At 70.8% G+C, this 17,884-nt stretch carries 17 protein-coding genes and 1 pseudogene; 11 read left to right on the forward strand and 7 right to left on the reverse strand.

All coding sequences use genetic code 11. The features are described from left to right. The first annotated feature begins 175 nt into the window (after positions 1 to 175). The 8 genes from LG388_RS23790 (at position 176) to LG388_RS23825 (ending at position 7,256) form a co-directional block, all read left to right on the forward strand. A complete protein-coding gene (locus tag LG388_RS23790; RefSeq protein ID WP_225785024.1) occupies positions 176 to 1,333 on the forward strand; it encodes an aromatic ring-hydroxylating dioxygenase subunit alpha in 1,158 nt (385 codons plus the stop codon). 198 nt (positions 1,334 to 1,531) lie between these two features. Next, the gene (locus LG388_RS23795) at positions 1,532 to 2,467 is read left to right on the forward strand and encodes a DMT family transporter (RefSeq protein ID WP_225785025.1); all 936 of its coding nucleotides are present in this window, start codon (positions 1,532 to 1,534) and stop codon (positions 2,465 to 2,467) included. A 67-nt stretch (positions 2,468 to 2,534) separates the two neighbouring features. Further along, entirely contained in the window at positions 2,535 to 3,446 is a 912-nt protein-coding gene (locus tag LG388_RS23800) for a sulfurtransferase (protein ID WP_225785026.1), read from the forward strand. Between the two features lie 20 nt (positions 3,447 to 3,466). Beyond that, positions 3,467 to 4,048, forward strand: coding sequence for a DUF2796 domain-containing protein (locus LG388_RS23805; protein ID WP_225785027.1), 582 nt, complete (start codon positions 3,467 to 3,469; stop codon positions 4,046 to 4,048). After that, positions 4,045 to 4,752 carry an ABC transporter ATP-binding protein gene (locus LG388_RS23810; RefSeq protein WP_225785028.1) on the forward strand — a complete coding sequence of 236 codons (708 nt, stop codon included), beginning with the start codon at positions 4,045 to 4,047 and terminating at the stop codon, positions 4,750 to 4,752. Before LG388_RS23805 ends, LG388_RS23810 begins: the two co-directional genes overlap by 4 nt. Continuing rightward, on the forward strand, positions 4,749 to 6,020 hold the full coding sequence (locus LG388_RS23815) for an ABC transporter permease (RefSeq protein WP_225785029.1): 1,272 nt from the start codon (positions 4,749 to 4,751) through the stop codon (positions 6,018 to 6,020). The genes LG388_RS23810 and LG388_RS23815 overlap by 4 nt, the downstream gene beginning before the upstream one ends. Before the next feature lie 65 nt (positions 6,021 to 6,085). After that, a complete protein-coding gene (locus tag LG388_RS23820) occupies positions 6,086 to 6,679 on the forward strand; it encodes a DUF3299 domain-containing protein (protein WP_225785030.1) in 594 nt (197 codons plus the stop codon). A gap of 4 nt (positions 6,680 to 6,683) precedes the next feature. Continuing rightward, on the forward strand, positions 6,684 to 7,256 hold the full coding sequence (locus tag LG388_RS23825) for a DNA-3-methyladenine glycosylase I (protein WP_225785031.1): 573 nt from the start codon (positions 6,684 to 6,686) through the stop codon (positions 7,254 to 7,256). Between the two features lie 271 nt (positions 7,257 to 7,527). On the opposite strand, the pseudogene LG388_RS23830 reads toward LG388_RS23825, so the two are convergent. From LG388_RS23830 to orn, 4 genes and pseudogenes are all read right to left on the reverse strand, one after another. Next, a pseudogene (locus LG388_RS23830) lies at positions 7,528 to 8,451 on the reverse strand (ZIP family metal transporter); the annotation flags it as partial. Positions 8,452 to 8,551: 100 nt separating this feature from the next. Next, the gene (locus tag LG388_RS23835) at positions 8,552 to 9,448 is read right to left on the reverse strand and encodes a dienelactone hydrolase family protein (protein ID WP_225785032.1); all 897 of its coding nucleotides are present in this window, start codon (positions 9,446 to 9,448) and stop codon (positions 8,552 to 8,554) included. A gap of 180 nt (positions 9,449 to 9,628) precedes the next feature. After that, complete coding sequence (locus LG388_RS23840) at positions 9,629 to 11,521, reverse strand: DEAD/DEAH box helicase (protein WP_225785033.1); 1,893 nt, start codon at positions 11,519 to 11,521, stop codon at positions 9,629 to 9,631. Between the two features lie 366 nt (positions 11,522 to 11,887). Then, positions 11,888 to 12,487, reverse strand: a complete 600-nt coding sequence (gene orn / locus LG388_RS23845) for an oligoribonuclease (RefSeq protein WP_225785034.1) — start codon at positions 12,485 to 12,487, stop codon at positions 11,888 to 11,890. A 149-nt stretch (positions 12,488 to 12,636) separates the two neighbouring features. On the opposite strand from orn, the gene LG388_RS23850 reads away from it, so the two are divergent. Genes LG388_RS23850 through rsgA form a run of 3 tightly spaced genes read left to right on the forward strand, consistent with a single transcriptional unit; the run spans position 12,637 to position 15,279 of the window. Further along, positions 12,637 to 13,908 (forward strand): M48 family metallopeptidase, encoded by a 1,272-nt coding sequence (locus LG388_RS23850; protein WP_225785035.1) that lies wholly within the window; start codon positions 12,637 to 12,639, stop codon positions 13,906 to 13,908. 18 nt (positions 13,909 to 13,926) lie between these two features. Next, positions 13,927 to 14,286 carry a 4a-hydroxytetrahydrobiopterin dehydratase gene (locus LG388_RS23855; RefSeq protein WP_225785036.1) on the forward strand — a complete coding sequence of 120 codons (360 nt, stop codon included), beginning with the start codon at positions 13,927 to 13,929 and terminating at the stop codon, positions 14,284 to 14,286. 9 nt (positions 14,287 to 14,295) lie between these two features. Then, on the forward strand, positions 14,296 to 15,279 hold the full coding sequence (rsgA, locus tag LG388_RS23860) for a ribosome small subunit-dependent GTPase A (RefSeq protein ID WP_225785037.1): 984 nt from the start codon (positions 14,296 to 14,298) through the stop codon (positions 15,277 to 15,279). A gap of 54 nt (positions 15,280 to 15,333) precedes the next feature. Here the strand turns inward: rsgA and LG388_RS23865 are convergent, their stop codons facing one another. The 3 genes from LG388_RS23865 to rplS all read right to left on the reverse strand — a co-directional run bounded on the left by LG388_RS23865 (position 15,334) and on the right by rplS (position 17,726). Continuing rightward, positions 15,334 to 16,338 carry a CobD/CbiB family protein gene (locus tag LG388_RS23865; RefSeq protein WP_225785038.1) on the reverse strand — a complete coding sequence of 335 codons (1,005 nt, stop codon included), beginning with the start codon at positions 16,336 to 16,338 and terminating at the stop codon, positions 15,334 to 15,336. Positions 16,339 to 16,401: 63 nt separating this feature from the next. After that, positions 16,402 to 17,130: a CoA pyrophosphatase gene (locus LG388_RS23870; protein WP_370630231.1), complete on the reverse strand. Its 729-nt coding sequence runs from the start codon at positions 17,128 to 17,130 to the stop codon at positions 16,402 to 16,404. Positions 17,131 to 17,342: 212 nt separating this feature from the next. Next, a complete protein-coding gene (gene rplS / locus LG388_RS23875) occupies positions 17,343 to 17,726 on the reverse strand; it encodes a 50S ribosomal protein L19 (RefSeq protein ID WP_225785039.1) in 384 nt (127 codons plus the stop codon). Positions 17,727 to 17,884: the final 158 nt, after the last annotated feature.

The raw sequence follows: 17,884 nt of genomic DNA on the forward strand, positions 1-17,884 counted from the left end.
CCCGCTTCATCCCCGCGCCGGCAGCCTTCCGGGTTGGCCGGCGCAACTTTTTCCGCGGAGACGTTGGCCCCTGCCCGTGCGGCATGCCAGCTCAGTCGCAGGAATGAGGCGGGGCTCTGGCGCGTCATCGAGTCTTCTTCCGTACCTCCCTGTGGGGAGCTTGGTCAGGTCACCCATGTCTGATTTAAGTCTTCAGCTGCAGCAGGCTTCCAGCCAACTTCCGGTTTCTGCCTATTTCGACGAGGCGCTGTACGCCCTCGAAATGCAGACCTTCTTCGCCCAGGGTCCGCGCTACGTGGGCCATCGACTCGCCGTGCCGGAGGCCGGCCACTACTACGCCCTGCCCCAGGAAAAGGAAGGCCGCGCGCTGATCCACACGCCGCGCGGCATCGAGCTCGTGTCCAACGTGTGCCGCCACCGCCAGGCCGTGATCCTGCGCGGGCGCGGCGAGCTGGACCGCCGCACCGGCGGCCACATCATCTGCCCGCTGCACCGCTGGACCTACAACGCCGCCGGCCCCTCGCCCACCGGCACGCTGCTGGGTGCGCCGCACTTCGCCGAAGACCCGTGCCTGAATCTGCACACCTGGGGCCTGCGCGAATGGAACGGCCTGCTGTTCGAGGACAACGGCCGCGACATCGACAGCGACCTGGCGAACATGGGCCCGCGCTCGGCGCTGGACTTCACGGGCTACCAGCTCGACCGCGTGGAGATGCACGAGTGCAACTACAACTGGAAGACCTTCATCGAGGTCTACCTGGAGGACTACCACGTCGGCCCCTTCCACCCCGGCCTGGGCAATTTCGTGACCTGCGAGGACCTGCGCTGGGAGTTCAAGCCCGAATACTCGGTGCAGACGGTGGGCGTGGCCAACCGGCTGGGCCGCGCGGGCAGCCCGGTGTACCAGCGCTGGCACGAAGAGCTGCTGAAGTACCGCGAAGGCCGGCCGCCCGAGTACGGCGCCATCTGGCTGACCTACTACCCGCACATCATGGTGGAGTGGTATCCGCACGTGCTCACCGTCTCCACCCTGCATCCGCAGGGGCCGGACAAGACGCTGAACATGGTGGAGTTCTACTACCCCGAGGAAATCGTCGCCTTCGAGCGCGAGTTCGTCGAAGCGCAGCAGGCGGCCTACATGGAAACCTGCATCGAGGACGACGAGATCGGCGAGCGCATGGACGCCGGCCGCCGGGCGCTGTACGAACGCGGCGACAACGAAGTCGGCCCGTACCAGAGTCCGATGGAAGACGGCATGCAGCATTTCCATGAGTGGTACCGGCGCCGGCTCCAGGCCCAGCCCGGCGCGCTGGCGCGCCTGGCCGGCCGCTGACGCGCGCCCAACCCGGCAGCGATCGCATTTCCCTCCACCCCACTGCGCCCGCCCCGCGACGTGACCGCGCGATCCCGGCCGGCAAGCGCAGCGAAACCCCCAGGGCACCCGGGGAACTGGCTTCGCCAGGCCCGCGGGTGCGCCCCCTCCCGAATGAGAGGGGGGACGCGAAGCGGCCTGGGGAGTTGAAAGTTCCTGATGCAAGCCCTCTGGATGGTGGCTTCGGCCTTGTTCTTCAGCCTGATGGGCGTGTGCGTGAAGTTCGCCTCGGCCGGCTTCAACAGCTTCGAGCTGGTGTTCTGGCGCGGCGTGATCAGCGTGATCTTCCTCGCGGCCGTGGCGCGCACGCAGGGCGTCTCGCTGGCCACGCGCTACCCGGGCGCGCATGCCTGGCGCAGCCTGGTCGGCACGGCCTCGCTGGGCGCCTGGTTCTACGCCATCGGCCACATCCCGCTGGCCACGGCCATGACGCTGAACTACATGAGCAGCGTCTGGATCGCCGTCTTCCTGGTCGCCGGTGCGCTGCTGGCCTGGGTGCCGCGCCCGCGGCCGGTGGGCGGCCCCGGCAACGTCTCGCGTCCGCCGCTGCAGGGCGCCCTGGTGTGCACGGTGCTGGTGGCCTTCGGCGGCGTGCTGCTGATGCTGCGCCCCACGGTGGCGCAGGACCAGGGCTTCGCCAGCATGATCGGCCTCATGTCCGGCCTGGTGGCCGCCTTCGCCTACATGCAGGTGGTGGTGCTGTCGCGCCTGGGCGAGCCCGAAGCGCGCGTGGTCTTCTATTTCGCGGTCGGCTCCGCCGTGTTCGGCCTGGCTGGCATGGCCTTCACGGGCATGTCGCCCTGGAACTGGACGCACGCCGCCTGGCTGCTGCCCATCGGCGTGCTGGCCTCGCTGGGCCAGCTGGCCATGACGCGCGCCTACGGCACCGCGCGCACGCCGGCAGGCACCCTGCTGGTGGCCAACCTGCACTACAGCGGCATCGTCTTCGCGGCGCTGTTCAGCGTGCTGCTCTTCGACGACCCCATCGACACCCTGGGCTGGCTGGGCATGGCGCTGATCGTGGGCAGCGGCGTCACGGCCACCATCCTGCGCCAGCGCACGGTGCCCAAGGCGCCGCCGGCCGAAGAACGCTGAGCGCCGACTGCGCATCCCGGCCATCCACGTCAGAATGGCCGGTCCGTCCGCTTCTCACCCGTCCGCCATGTACGACACCCTGATCACCGTCCCGCAGCTGCAGGCCCTGATGAACGACAAGGCGCGGCTGATGGTCTTCGACTGCAGCTTCGACCTCATGAAGCCCGAAGCCGGCCCGGCCGCCTATCTGGAGGCCCACATCCCGGGCGCCGTGTACGCGAACCTGGACACGGCCCTCAGCGCCAGGCACGGCCTGCCGGGCCGCGACGGCCAGGTGGTGGTCGCCCAGGAGGCCGGCCAGCCGGCCTCGGGCGGGCGCCATCCGCTGCCCAGCCGCGAGAGCTTCGCCACCTGGCTGTCCAGCGTGGGCTTCGCCAACGACATGCAGGCCGTGGTCTACGACCGCAATGGCGCCAACTACTGCGGCCGCCTGTGGTGGATGCTGCAGTGGGCCGGCCATGGCGCCGCGGCCGTGCTCGACGGCGGCCTGCAGGCCTGGCAGGCGGCCGGCCATCCGCTGGCCCAGGGCGAGGAGCCTGCGCATTTCCAGAGCAACTTCGTGCTGCAGCCGCCGCGTGTCGCGCTGGTCGGCACGCAGCAGGTCGCGGCGCGCCTGGACGACGCGGCCGGCCAGACGCTCATCGATGCACGGGCTGCCGCCCGTTACCGCGGTGAGGTGGAACCTCTGGACCCGATCGCCGGTCACATCCCCGGGGCGCTGAACCGCCCCTTCTCCGAGAACCTCGGGCCCGATGGCCGCTTCAAGCCCGCCGCGCAGCTGCGCGCCGAGTTCGAGGCGCTGCTGGCCGGGCGCGACCCCGCGACAGTGGTGCACCATTGCGGCAGCGGCGTGAGCGCCGTGCCGAACGTGCTGGCCATGCGCATCGCGGGGCTCGGAGACACGGCGCTCTATGCCGGCAGCTGGAGCGAATGGAGCAACACCCCGAGCCTGCCGGTGCGCCAGGGCGCGCAGGCCTGAACAAGCACGGACGAAGACGCATGACCCACCCCCGACCCACGGCCCTGCCTCCTTTTCCCGCCTCCCGCTTCGCCACGCGCGCCGGCCTGGTGGCCCTCGCGCTGCTGGCCGCCGGGGCGGCCCTCGCGCACGGCCCGCGCGCGCACGTGCATGGCGAAGTCGAGCTGGGCGTGGCGGTCGAAGGCCCGGCCATCGTGATCGAGATGCGCACGCCGCTGGACAACCTCGTGGGTTTCGAGCGCGGCCCGCGCAACGATGTCGAGAAGAACACCGTCGACCAGACGCTCGCGCGCCTGCGCGCGGCCGACCATCTGTTCCGCATCGACCCGGCCGGCAACTGCAAGCTGGGGCCGGTCACGCTCGATGCGCCCGTGCTGGGCACCGGCCCGGGCGCGCACGCCGCCCCCAAGGACGAGCATGCCGAGATGCTGGCCAGCTTCGCCTTCAACTGCACGGCCGCTGACCGCGTGAAGTTCATCGAGCTGGAGCTGTTCAAGGCCTTCCCGCGCGTGCGCCAGATCGACGCCGAGATCGTCAGCGCCGAGGGCCAGCACAAGCGCAGCCTCAAGCGCCCCGCGAGCCGACTGAGCTGGACGCCGTGAGCGTCGACGCCGCCGACGCGCTGATCGACGTCCGGGCGCTGCGCTTTGCCTGGCCCGGCGCTGCCGCCCCCTGCCTGGACATCGACCATTTCGCCGTGGCGCCCGGCGAGGCCGTGTTCCTGCACGGCCCGAGCGGCAGCGGCAAGAGCACGCTGCTGTCGCTGCTGGCCGGCGTGCTGGTCGCACGCGAAGGCCAGGTGCGCCTGCGCGGCCAGGACTGGGCCCGGCTGCGCGGCAGCACGCGCGATGCGCACCGCGTGGCGCACGTGGGCTACATCTTCCAGCAGTTCAACCTGCTGCCCTACCTGAGCGTGATGGACAACGTGCTGCTGCCGCTGCGTTTCTCGGCCCGGCGGCGCGCGCAGGGCTCGCGCGCGCAGGCCGAGGAACTGCTCGCGCGCATGGGGCTCGCGCCCGCGCTGTGGTCGCGGCCCGCGCTACAGCTGTCGGTGGGCCAGCAGCAGCGCGTGGCGGCGGCGCGGGCGCTGGTCGGCCGGCCCGAACTGGTGATCGCCGACGAGCCCACCTCCGCGCTGGACGAGGACAGCCGCGACGCCTTCCTCGACGTGCTGATGCAGGCCTGCGGCGCACACGGGAGTGCACTGGTCTTTGTGAGCCACGACCGGCGCATCGCCGCCCGCTTCGCGCGCCAGGTGCTGCTGCCCGGGATCAACCGCGCCGCGACAGTCGGGGTCAACCCATGAGCGCGCTGCTGTCCATCGCCTGGCGCAGCGCCTGGAACCGGCGCTTCACGCTCGCGCTCACGCTGCTGTCCATCGCGCTGGCCACCCTGCTGCTGCTGGGCACCGAGCGGCTGCGCACGGAGCTGCGCGCCAATTTCACGGCCGCCGTGTCGGGCACCGACCTGATCGTGGGCGCGCGCACCGGCAGCACGCAGCTGCTGCTGTATTCGGTGTTCCGCATCGGCAGCGCGACCAACAACATGCGCTGGGACAGCGTGCAGGCGCTCCAGGCGCAGCCGCGCGTGGCCTGGGTGGTGCCCATCTCGCTGGGCGATTCGCACCGCGGCTTTCCGGTGCTGGCCACCACGCCCGACTACTTCACGCATTTCCGCTACGGCGCGAAGCAGGCGCTGGCCCTGCGCGAGGGCCGGCCCTTCGAGGCCTTGTTCGACGCCGTGCTGGGCGCCGACGTGGCCGAGCAGCTGGGCTACCGGCTGGGCCAGTCCATCACGCTGGCCCACGGCGCGGGCGTCACCAGCGGGCCGCTGGCGACCGAGCATGGCGACAAGCCGTTCACCGTGGTGGGCATCCTCGCGCGCACGGGCACGCCGGTGGACCGCACGGTGCACATCGGCCTGGAAGCGATGGAAGCCCTGCACCTGGACTGGGCGGGCGGCGCGCCGCTGCCCGGCTTCAAGGTGCCGGCCGAGCAGGTGCGCAAGTTCGACCTCACGCCCAAGACCGTGACGGCGGCGCTGGTCGGCCTGCAAAGCCGCGCCGCCGTGTTCTCGGTGCAGCGCTGGGTCTCGACCTACCGCCAGGAACCGCTGATGGCCATCCTGCCCGGGGTGGCGCTGGACGAGCTGTGGCAGGTGATCGGCGCCGGCGAGAAGGCGCTGCTCGCCATGTCGGCGCTGGTCGGCGTGGTCAGCCTGGCCGGCCTGGTGTCGGTGGTGCTGGCCGGCCTGAACGAGCGCCGGCGGGAGCTGGCCGTGCTGCGCGCCGTGGGCGCCGGGCCCTGGCACGTGCTGGCGCTGCTCGCGCTGGAAGGCGCCCTGGTCACCGCGCTCGGTGTGCTGCTGGGCGCCGTGCTGGCGGCCGTCGGCGTGCTGCTGCTGGGGCCCTGGCTGCAGGCGCAGCACGGGCTCGCGCTCTCGCTGTCTGCCCCCACGTCGCAGGAATGGCTGCTCGCGGGCGCCGTGCTGCTGTCCGGCTGGCTCGCCAGCCTGCTGCCGGGCATCCGCGCCTACCGCCTGTCACTGGCCGATGGGCTGTCGCCCCGCACCTGAGCGGACAATCGCCGTCACGCGCCGTCCCTTTCTCTGCCTCGCCTTTCTTGTTCCTGGAACTTGCCATGAAGCTCCCACGTTCTGCCATCGGCCTCCTGCTGGCCGCGCTGCTGGCCGGCCCGGCCCTCGCCGCCGGCCCGGCGCCTGCCGCGACCACCGCCGCCAATCCTCTGGGCGGCAAGGGCACATCCGCCAAGCCCGCGAGCGGCGCGCGGCAGATCACCTGGGAAGAGCTGGTGCCCAAGGACTGGGATCCGATGAAGGACCTCAAGGGCATCGACCTGGCGACGCTGGACGACGCCGACCCGCGCGCGGCCGAACTGCTGATGAAGCTGCAGGAAGCGCTGAACAACGCGCCCACCAGCCCCGAACTCAATGGCCAGCTGGTGCGGCTGCCGGGCTTCGTGGTGCCCCTGGAAGAGGACAAGGCCGGCCTGACCGAATTCCTGCTCGTGCCCTATTTCGGGGCCTGCATCCACACGCCGCCGCCGCCGGCCAACCAGATCCTGCACGTGCGCCCCGTCAAACCGGCCAAGTTCAAGGCCATGGACACCGTGTGGATCACGGGCCGCCTGCAGACGCAGCGCAACGATTCGATGATGGGCACCAGCGGCTACAGCATGGCCGCGGACAGCGTGACCCAGTACAGCGACAAGTGATCGCATGACCGTGATCGCCCCGACCCGCTGCGCCTGGGCCGGCAGCGATCCGCAGATGCAGGCCTACCACGACCACGAGTGGGGCGTGCCGCAGCGCGATCCGCGCATGCTGTGGGAAATGCTCATGCTGGAGAGCTTCCAGGCCGGGCTGGCATGGATCACCGTGTTGCGCAAGCGCGAGGCGCTGCGCGCGGCCTTCGCGGGCTTCGATCCCCAGCGGGTGGCGCAGTTCGGGCCCGAGGATGTGGAACGGCTGATGGGCGACGCGGGCATCATCCGCGCCCGCGCCAAGATCCTGGCCACGATCGGCGGCGCCAGGATCTACAACGAGATGGCGGCGCGCGGCGAAGACTTCGCGGCCTTCTGCTGGTCCTTCACCGAAGGCCGCGTGCTGCATGGCGACGGGCTGTCGGTCCAGGCGTCCACGCCGCGGTCCGAACACGCATCCAAGGTGCTCAAGCAGCGCGGCTTCAAGTTCGTCGGCCCGACCATCGTGCACGCCTGGATGCAGGCCACGGGCATGGTGCAGGACCATGCGCAGCACTGCTTCCGCCGCGCCGCACTGCGGGGCCGCTGAACGAGCAGGAAGCGGCCGGCACGGCGTGCGTTCCTGGCCTTCAGTGACGATGCGGCTGGCCTGAGCCGTGCGAATGCGGGTGGGCTGCGGGGGCCGATGAGGGGACGGTGGGCGCCGGCTGCGCTTCGGGCGCCGGCGCAGCGGGTGCCATCGCAGGCGCGGTCTGCGGCGCCACGGCGGCCGGCGACGTGCCATGTTCATGCTCGTGTTCATGGCCGTGGCCCGAATCGGCGTGCGAATGGCCTGCATCGCCCTCCTTCGCATGCGCGTCTTCGTCGTGTGCATGGCTGTGCGCGCCCGGCGCATGGTCGTGCCCACCGTGCTCATGCGAATGCCCGGTCGCGCCGTGCGCCAGCCGGCTCACCAGCGTGACCAGCAGGATGCCGGCCACCAGCCAGGCCACCTGGGACACGGTCTGCCGCGGACTCAGTTGGCGCTGCAGCTGCGGAATCAGGTCGGCCAGCGCCACGTACACGAAGCTGCTGCTGGCCAGCACCAGCAGGTACGGCAGCCAGGCCGGCAATTGGTCCACCAGCCACCAGCCGGCCAGGCCGCCCAGCGCGGTGACGGTGCCGGCCAGCGACACCTTGAGCAGCGCCACGCGCGCATCGGGCGAGCTGCGCCGCAGCACCACGAGGTCTCCCACGTGGTGCGGCACTTCGTGCGCCAGCACCGCCAGCGCCGCCAGCACGCCAAGGCGCCAGTCGGCCACGAAGGCGGAAGCGATCAGCACGCCATCGCCGAAGCAATGCACGCTGTCCCCGGTCAGCAGCGTCCAGCCGCCGCTGCGGTGCGGATGGCCGTGGCGGTGCGCATGGGAATGCGCATGCGCGTGATGATGGCCGCCATGGGCATGCGAATGCCCGGCATGCGCCTGCGCGTCGGCCGGGGCGGCCTCGCCATGCTCATGCCCGTGGTGCCACAGCTCGGCCTTGTCGAGCAGGAAGAACAGCACCAGCCCGAACAGCAGCACGCCGAACAGCACCGAAGGGTCCACCGCGCTGTGGAAGGCCTCGGGCAGCAGATGCATGAAGGCCGTGGCCAGCAGCGCGCCGGCCGCCAGGCTCAGCAGATGCTGCGGCCCGTGCTCTTCGCCCTCGCCGCCGCGCACGCCCAGGCGCAACAGCGCACCCGCCACCCACACGCTTCCCACGCCCGCGACCAAGGTCGCGGCCAGAATGATCACCAGATCCATGTTGCCCACCACGGGCCGGCCATCGGCGCCAGCCCCTTTGCCAGTCAGAAAAAAGCCGCCCCACGGGCGGCCGGCCGGCAGCAGGCAGGCTGCGCGGCGCTCAGGCCACTCCGTGTTCCCTGAACCAGGCCAGCGCCCGCTGCCAGCCATCGTCCGCTGCCGCCTTCTGGTAGCTGGGCCGATAGTCCGCGTGGAACGCATGGCCCGCCTCTGGATAGATGACGAACCGGGATGCCTTGGCGGCGGCACTGCCCGCCGCCAAAGATGATTTCATCTTATCAACAGTGTCAAGGGGGATGCCCTGGTCCTTGCCGCCGTACAGGCCCAGCACAGGGGCTTTGAGCTCGGCCGCCACATCGACCGGGTGTCGGGGTGTGAGCTCGCTGGCCTGCCCGACCAGCCGGCCGTACCAGGCCACGCCGGCCTGGACCTTGCCCGTGGCCGCATAGAGCCAGGTGATGCGCCCGCCCCAGCAGAAGCCGGTGATGCCGGCCTTGGACACATCGCCGCCATGGGCCGCCGCCCAGGCCAGCGCGCCGTCCAGGTCGGCCAGCACCTGCGCATCGGGCACCTTGGACACCAGTTCGGCCTGCAGCCTGGGAATCTCGGTGTAGGCCTTGGGGTCGCCCTGGCGCGCATAGAGCTCCGGCGCGATGGCCAGGTAGCCGGCCTTGGCGAAGCGGCGGCAGGTGTCGGCGATGTATTCGTGCACGCCGAAGATTTCCTGGATCACCAGCACCACCGGCAGGCCGGTCTTGCCGGCGGGCGCGGCACGGTAGGCCGGCACCTGGAAGCCGTTGACGGTGAACTGGATGGGGCCGGCGGTGAGCCCCTCGGCCGGCGTCTGCACCACGTTCTGCGCCAGCACCGGCAGCGTGGCGGCGGCGTAGCCCACGCCCAGCGCAGCCTTCAGGGCGGTGCGCCGCGAGGCGCCGGCTTCGGTGCTTTCGCCGGGGCGCAGGGAGTCGAAATCGCGTTGGAGATCGTCGTCGAGCATGGCCAGGGTCCTCGGGTCGATGAAGGGACGGGCAGTCTAAGACCGCCGCAAAAGCCCTGGAGGCCGCGGGCGGACCGGCCCGCTCCAGCCAGCCTCATCGCGCGCGAAGGCGCTGCCGCCGGGATGCGCTGAAGCCCGCCAGCGCCCGACGGCCGGGGGGCCGGCGCATGCGCCCGGCGATCAGCGGTTGCGCGGCACGAAGACGCGGCCCGCCGGCGCGCGCCCTCCGCCGTGGCCGGCGGCGGGCTTGCCGCCATGCGGCTTGTGGCCCGAGAAGCTGCGCGGCTCGCGCTCACCCCAGGCGGCGCCGCGTTCGCTGCCGCCCCGCGCCGGCGCGCCACCGCGGAAGCCGCCCTCGCGGCCGCCGGCCGCGGGACGGTCCCCGCCCCGCATGCCGCCGCGTTCGTCGCGGCCGGCAAAAGGCGCGTTCATGCGGCCGCGCGGATCTTGCGCATGGAAGCCTTCGCGGCGGCCGAAGCCCTCGCGTGCATCCCCGCCGCGACCGCCTTCGCGGCGGCCCGCCCCGCCGGCGTCGCCCCAGCCGGAGGCACGGCCGCCTTGCGAGCCGATGCCCGCGCCGCGGCGCGGACCGGCGCCGTCCGGACGGCCGCGGCCCCCGCGGCCCGGGCCGGCGCCACGGCCCTGCGGCGCCACCGGCGCGCGGCGCGTGGGTTCCATGCCGGCGATCACCTCCGGCTTGAACACCTGCTTGGTGAAGGCTTCGATGTCGAAGATCTTGCGCTGGTCGCGGAACTCCGCGAAGGTCACGGCGATGCCGTCGCGCCCCGCGCGGCCGGTGCGGCCGATGCGGTGGGTGTAGTCCTCCGACTTCATCGGCAGGCCGAAGTTGAAGACATGGCTGATGCTGGGCACGTCGATGCCGCGCGCGGCGACGTCGGTGGCCACCAGGATCTGCACCTGGCCGTTGCGCAGCGCCATCAGGCGGCGGTTGCGCAGGCCCTGGCTCAGCGCGCCGTGCAGCGCCACGGCCGAGAAGCCGGCCTGCTGCAGGTCGTTCGCCAGGCCGTCGCATTCGATCTGCGTGCTGGCGAACACCACGGCCTGCTGGATCGACGCATCGCGCAGCCAGTGGTCGAGCAGTGCGCGCTTGTGGTCGAAGTGGTCGGCCCAGTGCAGGATCTGCTTGATGTTGGCGTGCTTTTGCTGCGGCGTGTCGATCTGCACGCGCTGCGGCTCGCGCATCACGCGCGCGGCCAGCTGCTGGATGCGCGGCGCGAAGGTGGCGCTGAACATCATGGTCTGCTTGCGCTCGATGGTCAGCTGGTTGATCTCGGCCAGGTCGTCGGCGAAGCCCAGGTCCAGCATGCGGTCGGCTTCATCGACCACCAGGAACTGCACCTGGTCCAGCTTGATCTGCATGGAGCGCTGCAGGTCCAGCAGGCGGCCGGGCGTGGCGACCACGAGGTTGGCGTTCTGCAGGCGTGCGATCTGCAACTGGTAGGGCATGCCGCCCACCACGTTGGCCACACGCAGGCCGCGCACGTGGCGCACCAGATCGATGGCGTCGTGCGCCACCTGCTGCGCCAGCTCACGCGTGGGGCACAGCACCAGCGCGCCGGGCACGGCGGGCTTGAAGTGGCGCGGATTGGTCGGGTCCTGGCGGCGCGGACGCTTGGGCGCGGGCTCGCCCCGCTCGGCGGCTTCGGCCGCCAGGCGGGCGTATTCGGCCTGGGCGGCCTCGTGCGCCTCCTGCTGCTGGCGGATCAGCGTGTGCAGCACGGGCAGCAGGAAGGCCGCGGTCTTGCCGCTGCCGGTCTGGCTGGACACCATCAGGTCGACGAAACGGCCTTCGCCGCCCTGCGCGCCGCCCATGGCCATCGGGATGGCCTGTTGCTGCACGGCGGTGGGGGCGGTGTAGCCCAGATCGGTGACGGCGGCCACCAGCTCGGGCGCCAGGCCCAGTTCAGCGAAGGCGTTGGGCTCGGCGGGCGCCTGCGCTTCGGCGGCATCCGCCACGGGGGCGTTCAGCACTTCGGCAGCAGCGGCGGCTTGGACATTGGAATCGTGCGCAGGCGCGGCAGCGCCCTGCAGCTCTTGCAGAGAATCGGTCATGAAAAACTCGGTTTTCACACGCGCGGCGCCCGAGGCGGGCGCCTGCGTTGGAGGTCAAAAGAACATCAACCATCCAACGACGTCGGCAGCGGGCGCTGCCGTGGCTTTCCTCTGTCGACGGGCACCGAATCCGGGGGATTCCTTGGCGCCACGACGACCCAGCCGATGTGCAAGAAGGGAGATGCAGGAACTGCGCGAAATGCGAGGATTTCGGGCAAGCCGGCGATTATGGCAGTTTCTGCGGGTTTTTACCAGTGCTCGGTGACTGCTTCGTGCATCGCGCGGCGCAGCACCTGCCCGACCGCCCGACCAGCCTCCCTTGGCGGCGCCCCGGCGGACGGAAGACAGGCGCGGCGATCCGGCGCGTCAGTCTTCCAGGCGCAGGAAGGTCTTGCGGTAGTGCACCAGCTCCTCGATGGATTCGTGCACGTCGGCCAGCGCCGTGTGGGCCTGCTGCTTCTTGAAGCCGTTGTAGGCGGCCGGCTTCCAGCGCTTGGCCAGTTCCTTGAGCGTGCTCACGTCCAGGTTGCGGTAGTGGAACCAAGCTTCCAGCGCCGGCATGTACTTGACCAGGAAGCGGCGGTCCTGGCCGATGGTGTTGCCACACATCGGCGAGCCGTTCTTCGGCACGTAGCGGCCCAGGAAGTCCAGCAGCTGCCGCTCGGCCATGGCCTCGTCCACGGTCGAGGCCTTGACCTTGTCGATCAGGCCGCTGCGGCCGTGCGTGCCCTTGTTCCAGGCGTCCATGCCGTCGAGCACGGCGTCGCTCTGGTGGATGACGAACACCGGTCCTTCCACGCGCACGGCCAGGTCGGGCGAGGTGACGACCACGGCGATCTCGAGCAGGCGTTCCTTCTCCGGGTCCAGCCCGCTCATTTCGCAATCCAGCCAGACCAGGTTCTGGTCGCTCTTGCGAAGTTCGGGGGTCGCCGGGGCGGCTGCGGGGATCGGTGCGGAAGAAGACATGGGCCGATTGTCCATGAGCCGCCGCAGCCTTCCTTCTTCGACGCAGCCGCGGCGCGCCGCACCGCCCCGCGCCGCGCAAGGGCACCGCCCGCGCATGGGGCGAGGCGCCCTGCCCGCGCACTACACTGCCGCACCCTCCTGGCCCGCCCATGTCCGCCTCGCTGCTCTTCACCGCCGTTTTCGCCGCCTGCCTGCTGCTGGGGCTCGCGCTGCGCTTCTGGCTGCTGTCGCGCCAGGTGCGGCATGTGGCGCGCCACCGCGGCGCGGTGCCCGCCGCCTTCGCGCAGACCATCAGCCTCGCCGCGCACCAGAAGGCGGCCGACTACACGCTCGCCAAGGCGCGCTTGGGCATGCTGGAGATGAGCTGGAGCGCCGCGCTGCTGCTGGCCTGGACCCTGCTCGGCGGGCTGGACCTGCTCAACCGCCTGCTGCTGGGTGCACTGGGGCCGGGTCTGGCGCAGCAGCTCGCGCTGCTGGCGGCTTTCGCGCTGATCGGCGGCGTGCTGGAACTGCCCTTTGCGCTGTGGCAGACCTTCGGCCTCGAGGAGCGCTTCGGCTTCAACAAGATGACCTGGCGGCTGTGGCTGGGCGACACGCTCAAGGGCGTGCTGCTCGGCGCGGCGCTCGGCCTGCCGCTGGCCGCGGCCATCCTGTGGCTGATGGCGCAGGCAGGCAGCCTGTGGTGGCTGTGGGCCTGGGGCCTGCTCACGGGCTGGACGCTGCTGCTGCAGTTCGTGTACCCGAGCTGGATCGCGCCGCTGTTCAACAAGTTCGAACCGCTGGAGGACGCCACGCTCAAGGCGCGCGTGAATGCGCTGATGCAGCGCTGCGGCTTTGCGGCCAAGGGCCTGTACGTGATGGATGGCAGCCGCCGCAGCGCGCATGCCAATGCCTACTTCACGGGCTTCGGGCGCAACAAGCGCGTGGTGTTCTTCGATACCCTGCTGCGCCAGCTCAGCACGGGCGAGGTGGAAGCCGTGCTCGCGCATGAACTGGGGCATTTCCGCCACCGCCACATCCTCAAGCGCATGGGGCTGACCTTCGCCGTCAGCCTGGCCGGCTTTGCGCTGCTGGGCTGGCTCTCGGGCCAGGTCTGGTTCTACACCGGCCTGGGCGTGCAGCCAAGCCTGAGCGCCGGCAACGAAGCGGTGGCGCTGCTGCTGTTCATGCTGGCCATGCCGGTCTTCACCTTCTTCGTCTCGCCGCTGCTGGCGCAGCTGTCGCGCCGCGACGAGTTCGAGGCCGATGCCTATGCCGTGGCGCAGACCCGCGCGCAGGACCTGGCAGGCGCCCTGCTCAAGCTCTACCAGGACAACGCCTCCACGCTGACCCCCGATCCGGTCTACGTGCGTTTCTATTACTCCCACCCGCCCGCGTCGGAGCGGCTTGCGCGCATGCAGGCCGGCCCGGCCGCGGCCTGACCCTTCTTGGAGATTGCCATGCCCCCCAGCCAGCTCGTCATCAAGGACTGGAAGAAGCTGCCCGCGCGCAAGGCGCTCAGCCCCAGCGAGATCGTCACCGCCCTCGCCCGCCTGCAGGGCTGGACGCTCAGCGGCGACGGCGCGCAGGTCGCCATCGAGAAGACCTACCGCTTCGCGAACTACTTCGAGACCATCGCCTTCGTGAATGCATTGGCACTGATCGCGCACCGCGAGGACCATCACCCCGACCTCTCGGTGCATTACGACCGCTGCGTGGTGCGTTTCAACACGCACGATGCGGGCGGCATCTCCCAAAGCGACCTGGACTGCGCGCAGCAGGCCGACGCCCTGCTGCAGCCCGCTGCGGCCGCGGCCTGAACGAAGCGCATGGCCGGCCGCGCCCGTTCCGCCCCTGCCCGCGGCGCAGCCGGTCCCGGCACGGGCACCGCATGGCAGGAAGGGCTGGTGGTGGGCAGCCACGGCCGGCACTGCGTGGTGGAGGCGGCCGACGGCAGCCGGCGCATCTGTCATCCACGCGGCAAGAAGAGCCAGGCCGTGGTCGGCGACCGCGTGCTGTGGCAGGCCAGCCAGGACGAAGGCACCATCGAGCGCGTGCAGGAGCGGCGCAACCTCTTCTACCGCCAGGACGAGATCCGCACCAAGTCCTTCGCGGCCAACCTGGACCAGGTGCTGGTGCTGATCGCGGCGGAGCCCGAGTTCTCCGAGCAGCAGCTCACGCGTGCGCTCATCGCCGCCGAAGCCGCGCACATCCGGCCACTGATCGCGCTCAACAAGCAGGACCTGGCCCAGCCCTTCGAGCGGGCATGGCATCGCCTGGCGCCCTACCGGCGCATGGGCTACCCGGTGCTGCCGCTGGCGCTCACGCACCGGCCCGAGGCCGACCATGCCACCCTCGCGCCACTGCTGGCGGGCCGCAGCACGCTGGTGCTCGGTCCCTCGGGCAGCGGCAAGAGCACCCTGATCAATGAACTGGTGCCCGGCGCCAGCGCGCTCACCGGCGAGATTTCGCAGGCCCTCCATTCAGGCCGCCACACCACCACGACCACCACCTGGTACTGGACGGATGCTGCGCGGACCACGGCGCTGATCGACTCGCCCGGCTTCCAGGAATTCGGCCTGCACCACATCGAGCCCATGCAACTGGCCGTGCTGATGCCCGACCTGGCGCGCCATGCGGGCGACTGCCGCTTCTACAACTGCACGCACCTGCACGAGCCCGGCTGCGCCGTGCTGGCGCATGTGCAGCCGGACGGCGATGGCGACGCAGCGGCCGAGGGCGCCATCAGCCCGAATCGGCACCGGATCTACGGCGAGCTGTTCGAGGAATTGAGCGCGCCGCCGCGCTACTGAAGGCGCCAGCCCGCCGGGGCGCCCTGCCCCGGCCCGAGGCCCGGTGCGGGCCCTTCAGCCCAGCAGCCGCGCGAGCGTCAGCAGCGCGAGCAGCACCATCCACATCACCACCGAGCGCCACACGAGGCCGACCACGCTGCGCAGATGCGCCAGCACGGGCTCGCGGCCCGGCGTGCTGCCGCTGTCCAGCCCGATCAAAGCACTCGGCGTCTCGCCGCTGCTGGGCTGCGGCCAGGCATCGCGCGGGCTGGCGATGGGCGCCAGCTGCCCGCCCCCCAGGCGCACGTTGAGCGCGCCCGAAGTCGCGGCGAGGATCACGCCGTCGTTGAGGTCGGGAAAGCGCCGCGCATCGTTGCGCCAGCAGTGGATGGCCTCTTCGAAGCTGCCCACCACGGCAAAGCCCAGCGCCGTGATGCGCGCGGGCAGCCAGTCCACGGCGGCCCAGGCGCGATCGGCCACCTGCCGCACCCACACGCTGGCCGGCTGGGCCGAGGCATGCGTCTTCTGCGCCCAGTAGCGCGCCACGAATTCGCTCATGCGGTAGAACACCGCGCCGGCCGGTCCAAAGCCGAAGGCCGCGAGGATCGAGAACCAGGCCAGCACGCCGAACACATGGCGGTGGGCCGCGATCACCGAGTACTCGATCACGTGCCGCACGATGGCGCTGCGCGGCAGGTCGGCCGCGTCCACGCGCTGCCACCGCGCGAGCAGTTCCCGCGCGAGCGCCTCGTCGCCCATGTCCAGCGCATCGCGGATGCCCGTGAAGTGGTGGCTGAACTGGCGAAAGCCCAGCGTGGTGTAGAGCACCGCGATGCTCCACAGCAGCGCAAAGGCCAGGCCCAGGAAATGCAGCAGCAGCCAGTGCACGCCCAGCGCGATCAGGCTCGGCAGGCCCACCGCCAGGCTCCACGCCACCCAGCCGTGATGCGGCCGGCCCGCATCGAAATTGCGGCTGGTCCACCGCGTCCATCCCAGCACCGCGCCATACACCGGGTTGTGATAGGCCAGCGGGCGCAGCTGCTCGATCAGCAGCGCGCACAGGATGGCGAAGAAACTCATGGCGCGATCATAGGGGCAGCGCGTGGCACCAGGCGGGCGCCGCGCACCGGCCGCCCGCGCCGGTCAAGCGATCAGGAAGCGGTACAGGTTGCGCAGCATGCCCGCGGTCGCCCCCCACACGAAGCGCTCCGTCGGCCCATCCTGGTAGGGCATGGAGAACCAGTGCCGCGCCAGGGGGCCGCCCCGGTCCACCTGGTGGCGGCGGTGGTGCGCGGGATTCATGAGGAAAGCGAGCGGCACTTCGAACACGTCGGCCACCTCGCCGGGGTTGGGGCGCAGTTCGAAGCCCGGCTGCACCAGCGCGACCACCGGAGTCACGACGAAGGCCGTGATCGTGGTGTAGGTGGGCAACTGCCCCAGCACCTCGATGTAGTGCGCCGACAGCCCCACTTCCTCCCAGGCCTCGCGCAGCGCCGCGGCCGCGATGTTGGCGTCCTCCGGGTCCACGCGGCCGCCCGGGAAGGCGATCTGCCCCGAGTGGGTGGACATGCGGCTGGCCCGTTCGGTGAGCAGGACCATGGGTTGCTCGCGCTGCACGATGGGCACCAGCACGGCGGCCTGGGCCGGCAAGCGGTCGGTCAGGCGCGGCTCGCGCCGCACTTCAGCTTCCCACAGCGGGGGGTGCGCGAAACGCTGCCGCAGGGCCGCGGCCGTCAGCCGCTGCGCCGGCACCGCCGGCAGGTCGGTGTCCACCCGGTCCACCGGCACGCCGCGGGGATCGAAGTTGGCCACCAGCGGCGGCACGACATTGATCACACCGGCGGGCGCATGGGAGTGGGACGAGGAAGACAAGTGATCAGGCTCTGAAGAAAGGGACGAAGGGATAACGGGCGAACGGCGCTTCGGGTTGATAGAGGCAGGCCCGCCCGATGTCACCCGGGCGTCGATGCATCACGCATCACAGGCCGCGCCGACCCCGGAAGCCGAAGGCGAAAAAACAAAAACCGCCCGAAGGCGGTTTGGCAAGACGCAGAGGCCGGCAACGAAAAGCGCCGGCATCCCGCTTACTGGGCGGCAGCGTTGGCGGCCGACTTGCCGGGCAGCTTTTCCTTGATGCGGGCCGAACGGCCGCTGCGCTCGCGCAGGTAGTACAGCTTGGCACGACGCACGTCACCGCGGCGCTTGACTTCGATCTTGGCGATCAGCGGGCTGTAGGTCTGGAAGGTCCGCTCCACGCCTTCGCCGCTGGAGATCTTGCGCACCGTGAAGGCGCTGTTCAGGCCGCGGTTGCGCTTGGCGATCACCACGCCTTCGTAGGCCTGCACGCGCTTGCGGTTGCCTTCGACGACGTTGACGCTGACGATCACCGTGTCGCCCGGGGCGAATTCGGGAATGGTCTTGCCCAGGCGGGCAATTTCTTCCTGCTCGAGAGTCTGGATGAGGTTCATGATTTCCTGAATGGGATCGTGCCCGCGCTACACAGAAGGCGGCACCTGGCGAGGAAGACTCCTGCAGGCATCGAAGGAAGGCCCTCGCACGGCGTCGCGCGCCGGCTTGCGGACCCTCCCCGATCAAGGCCGCGGCCGGACAGAGGATCGGGAAAAGC

Source organism: Xenophilus sp. Marseille-Q4582 (genome assembly GCF_916700565.1).
Lineage (GTDB): Bacteria > Pseudomonadota > Gammaproteobacteria > Burkholderiales > Burkholderiaceae_C > Xenophilus.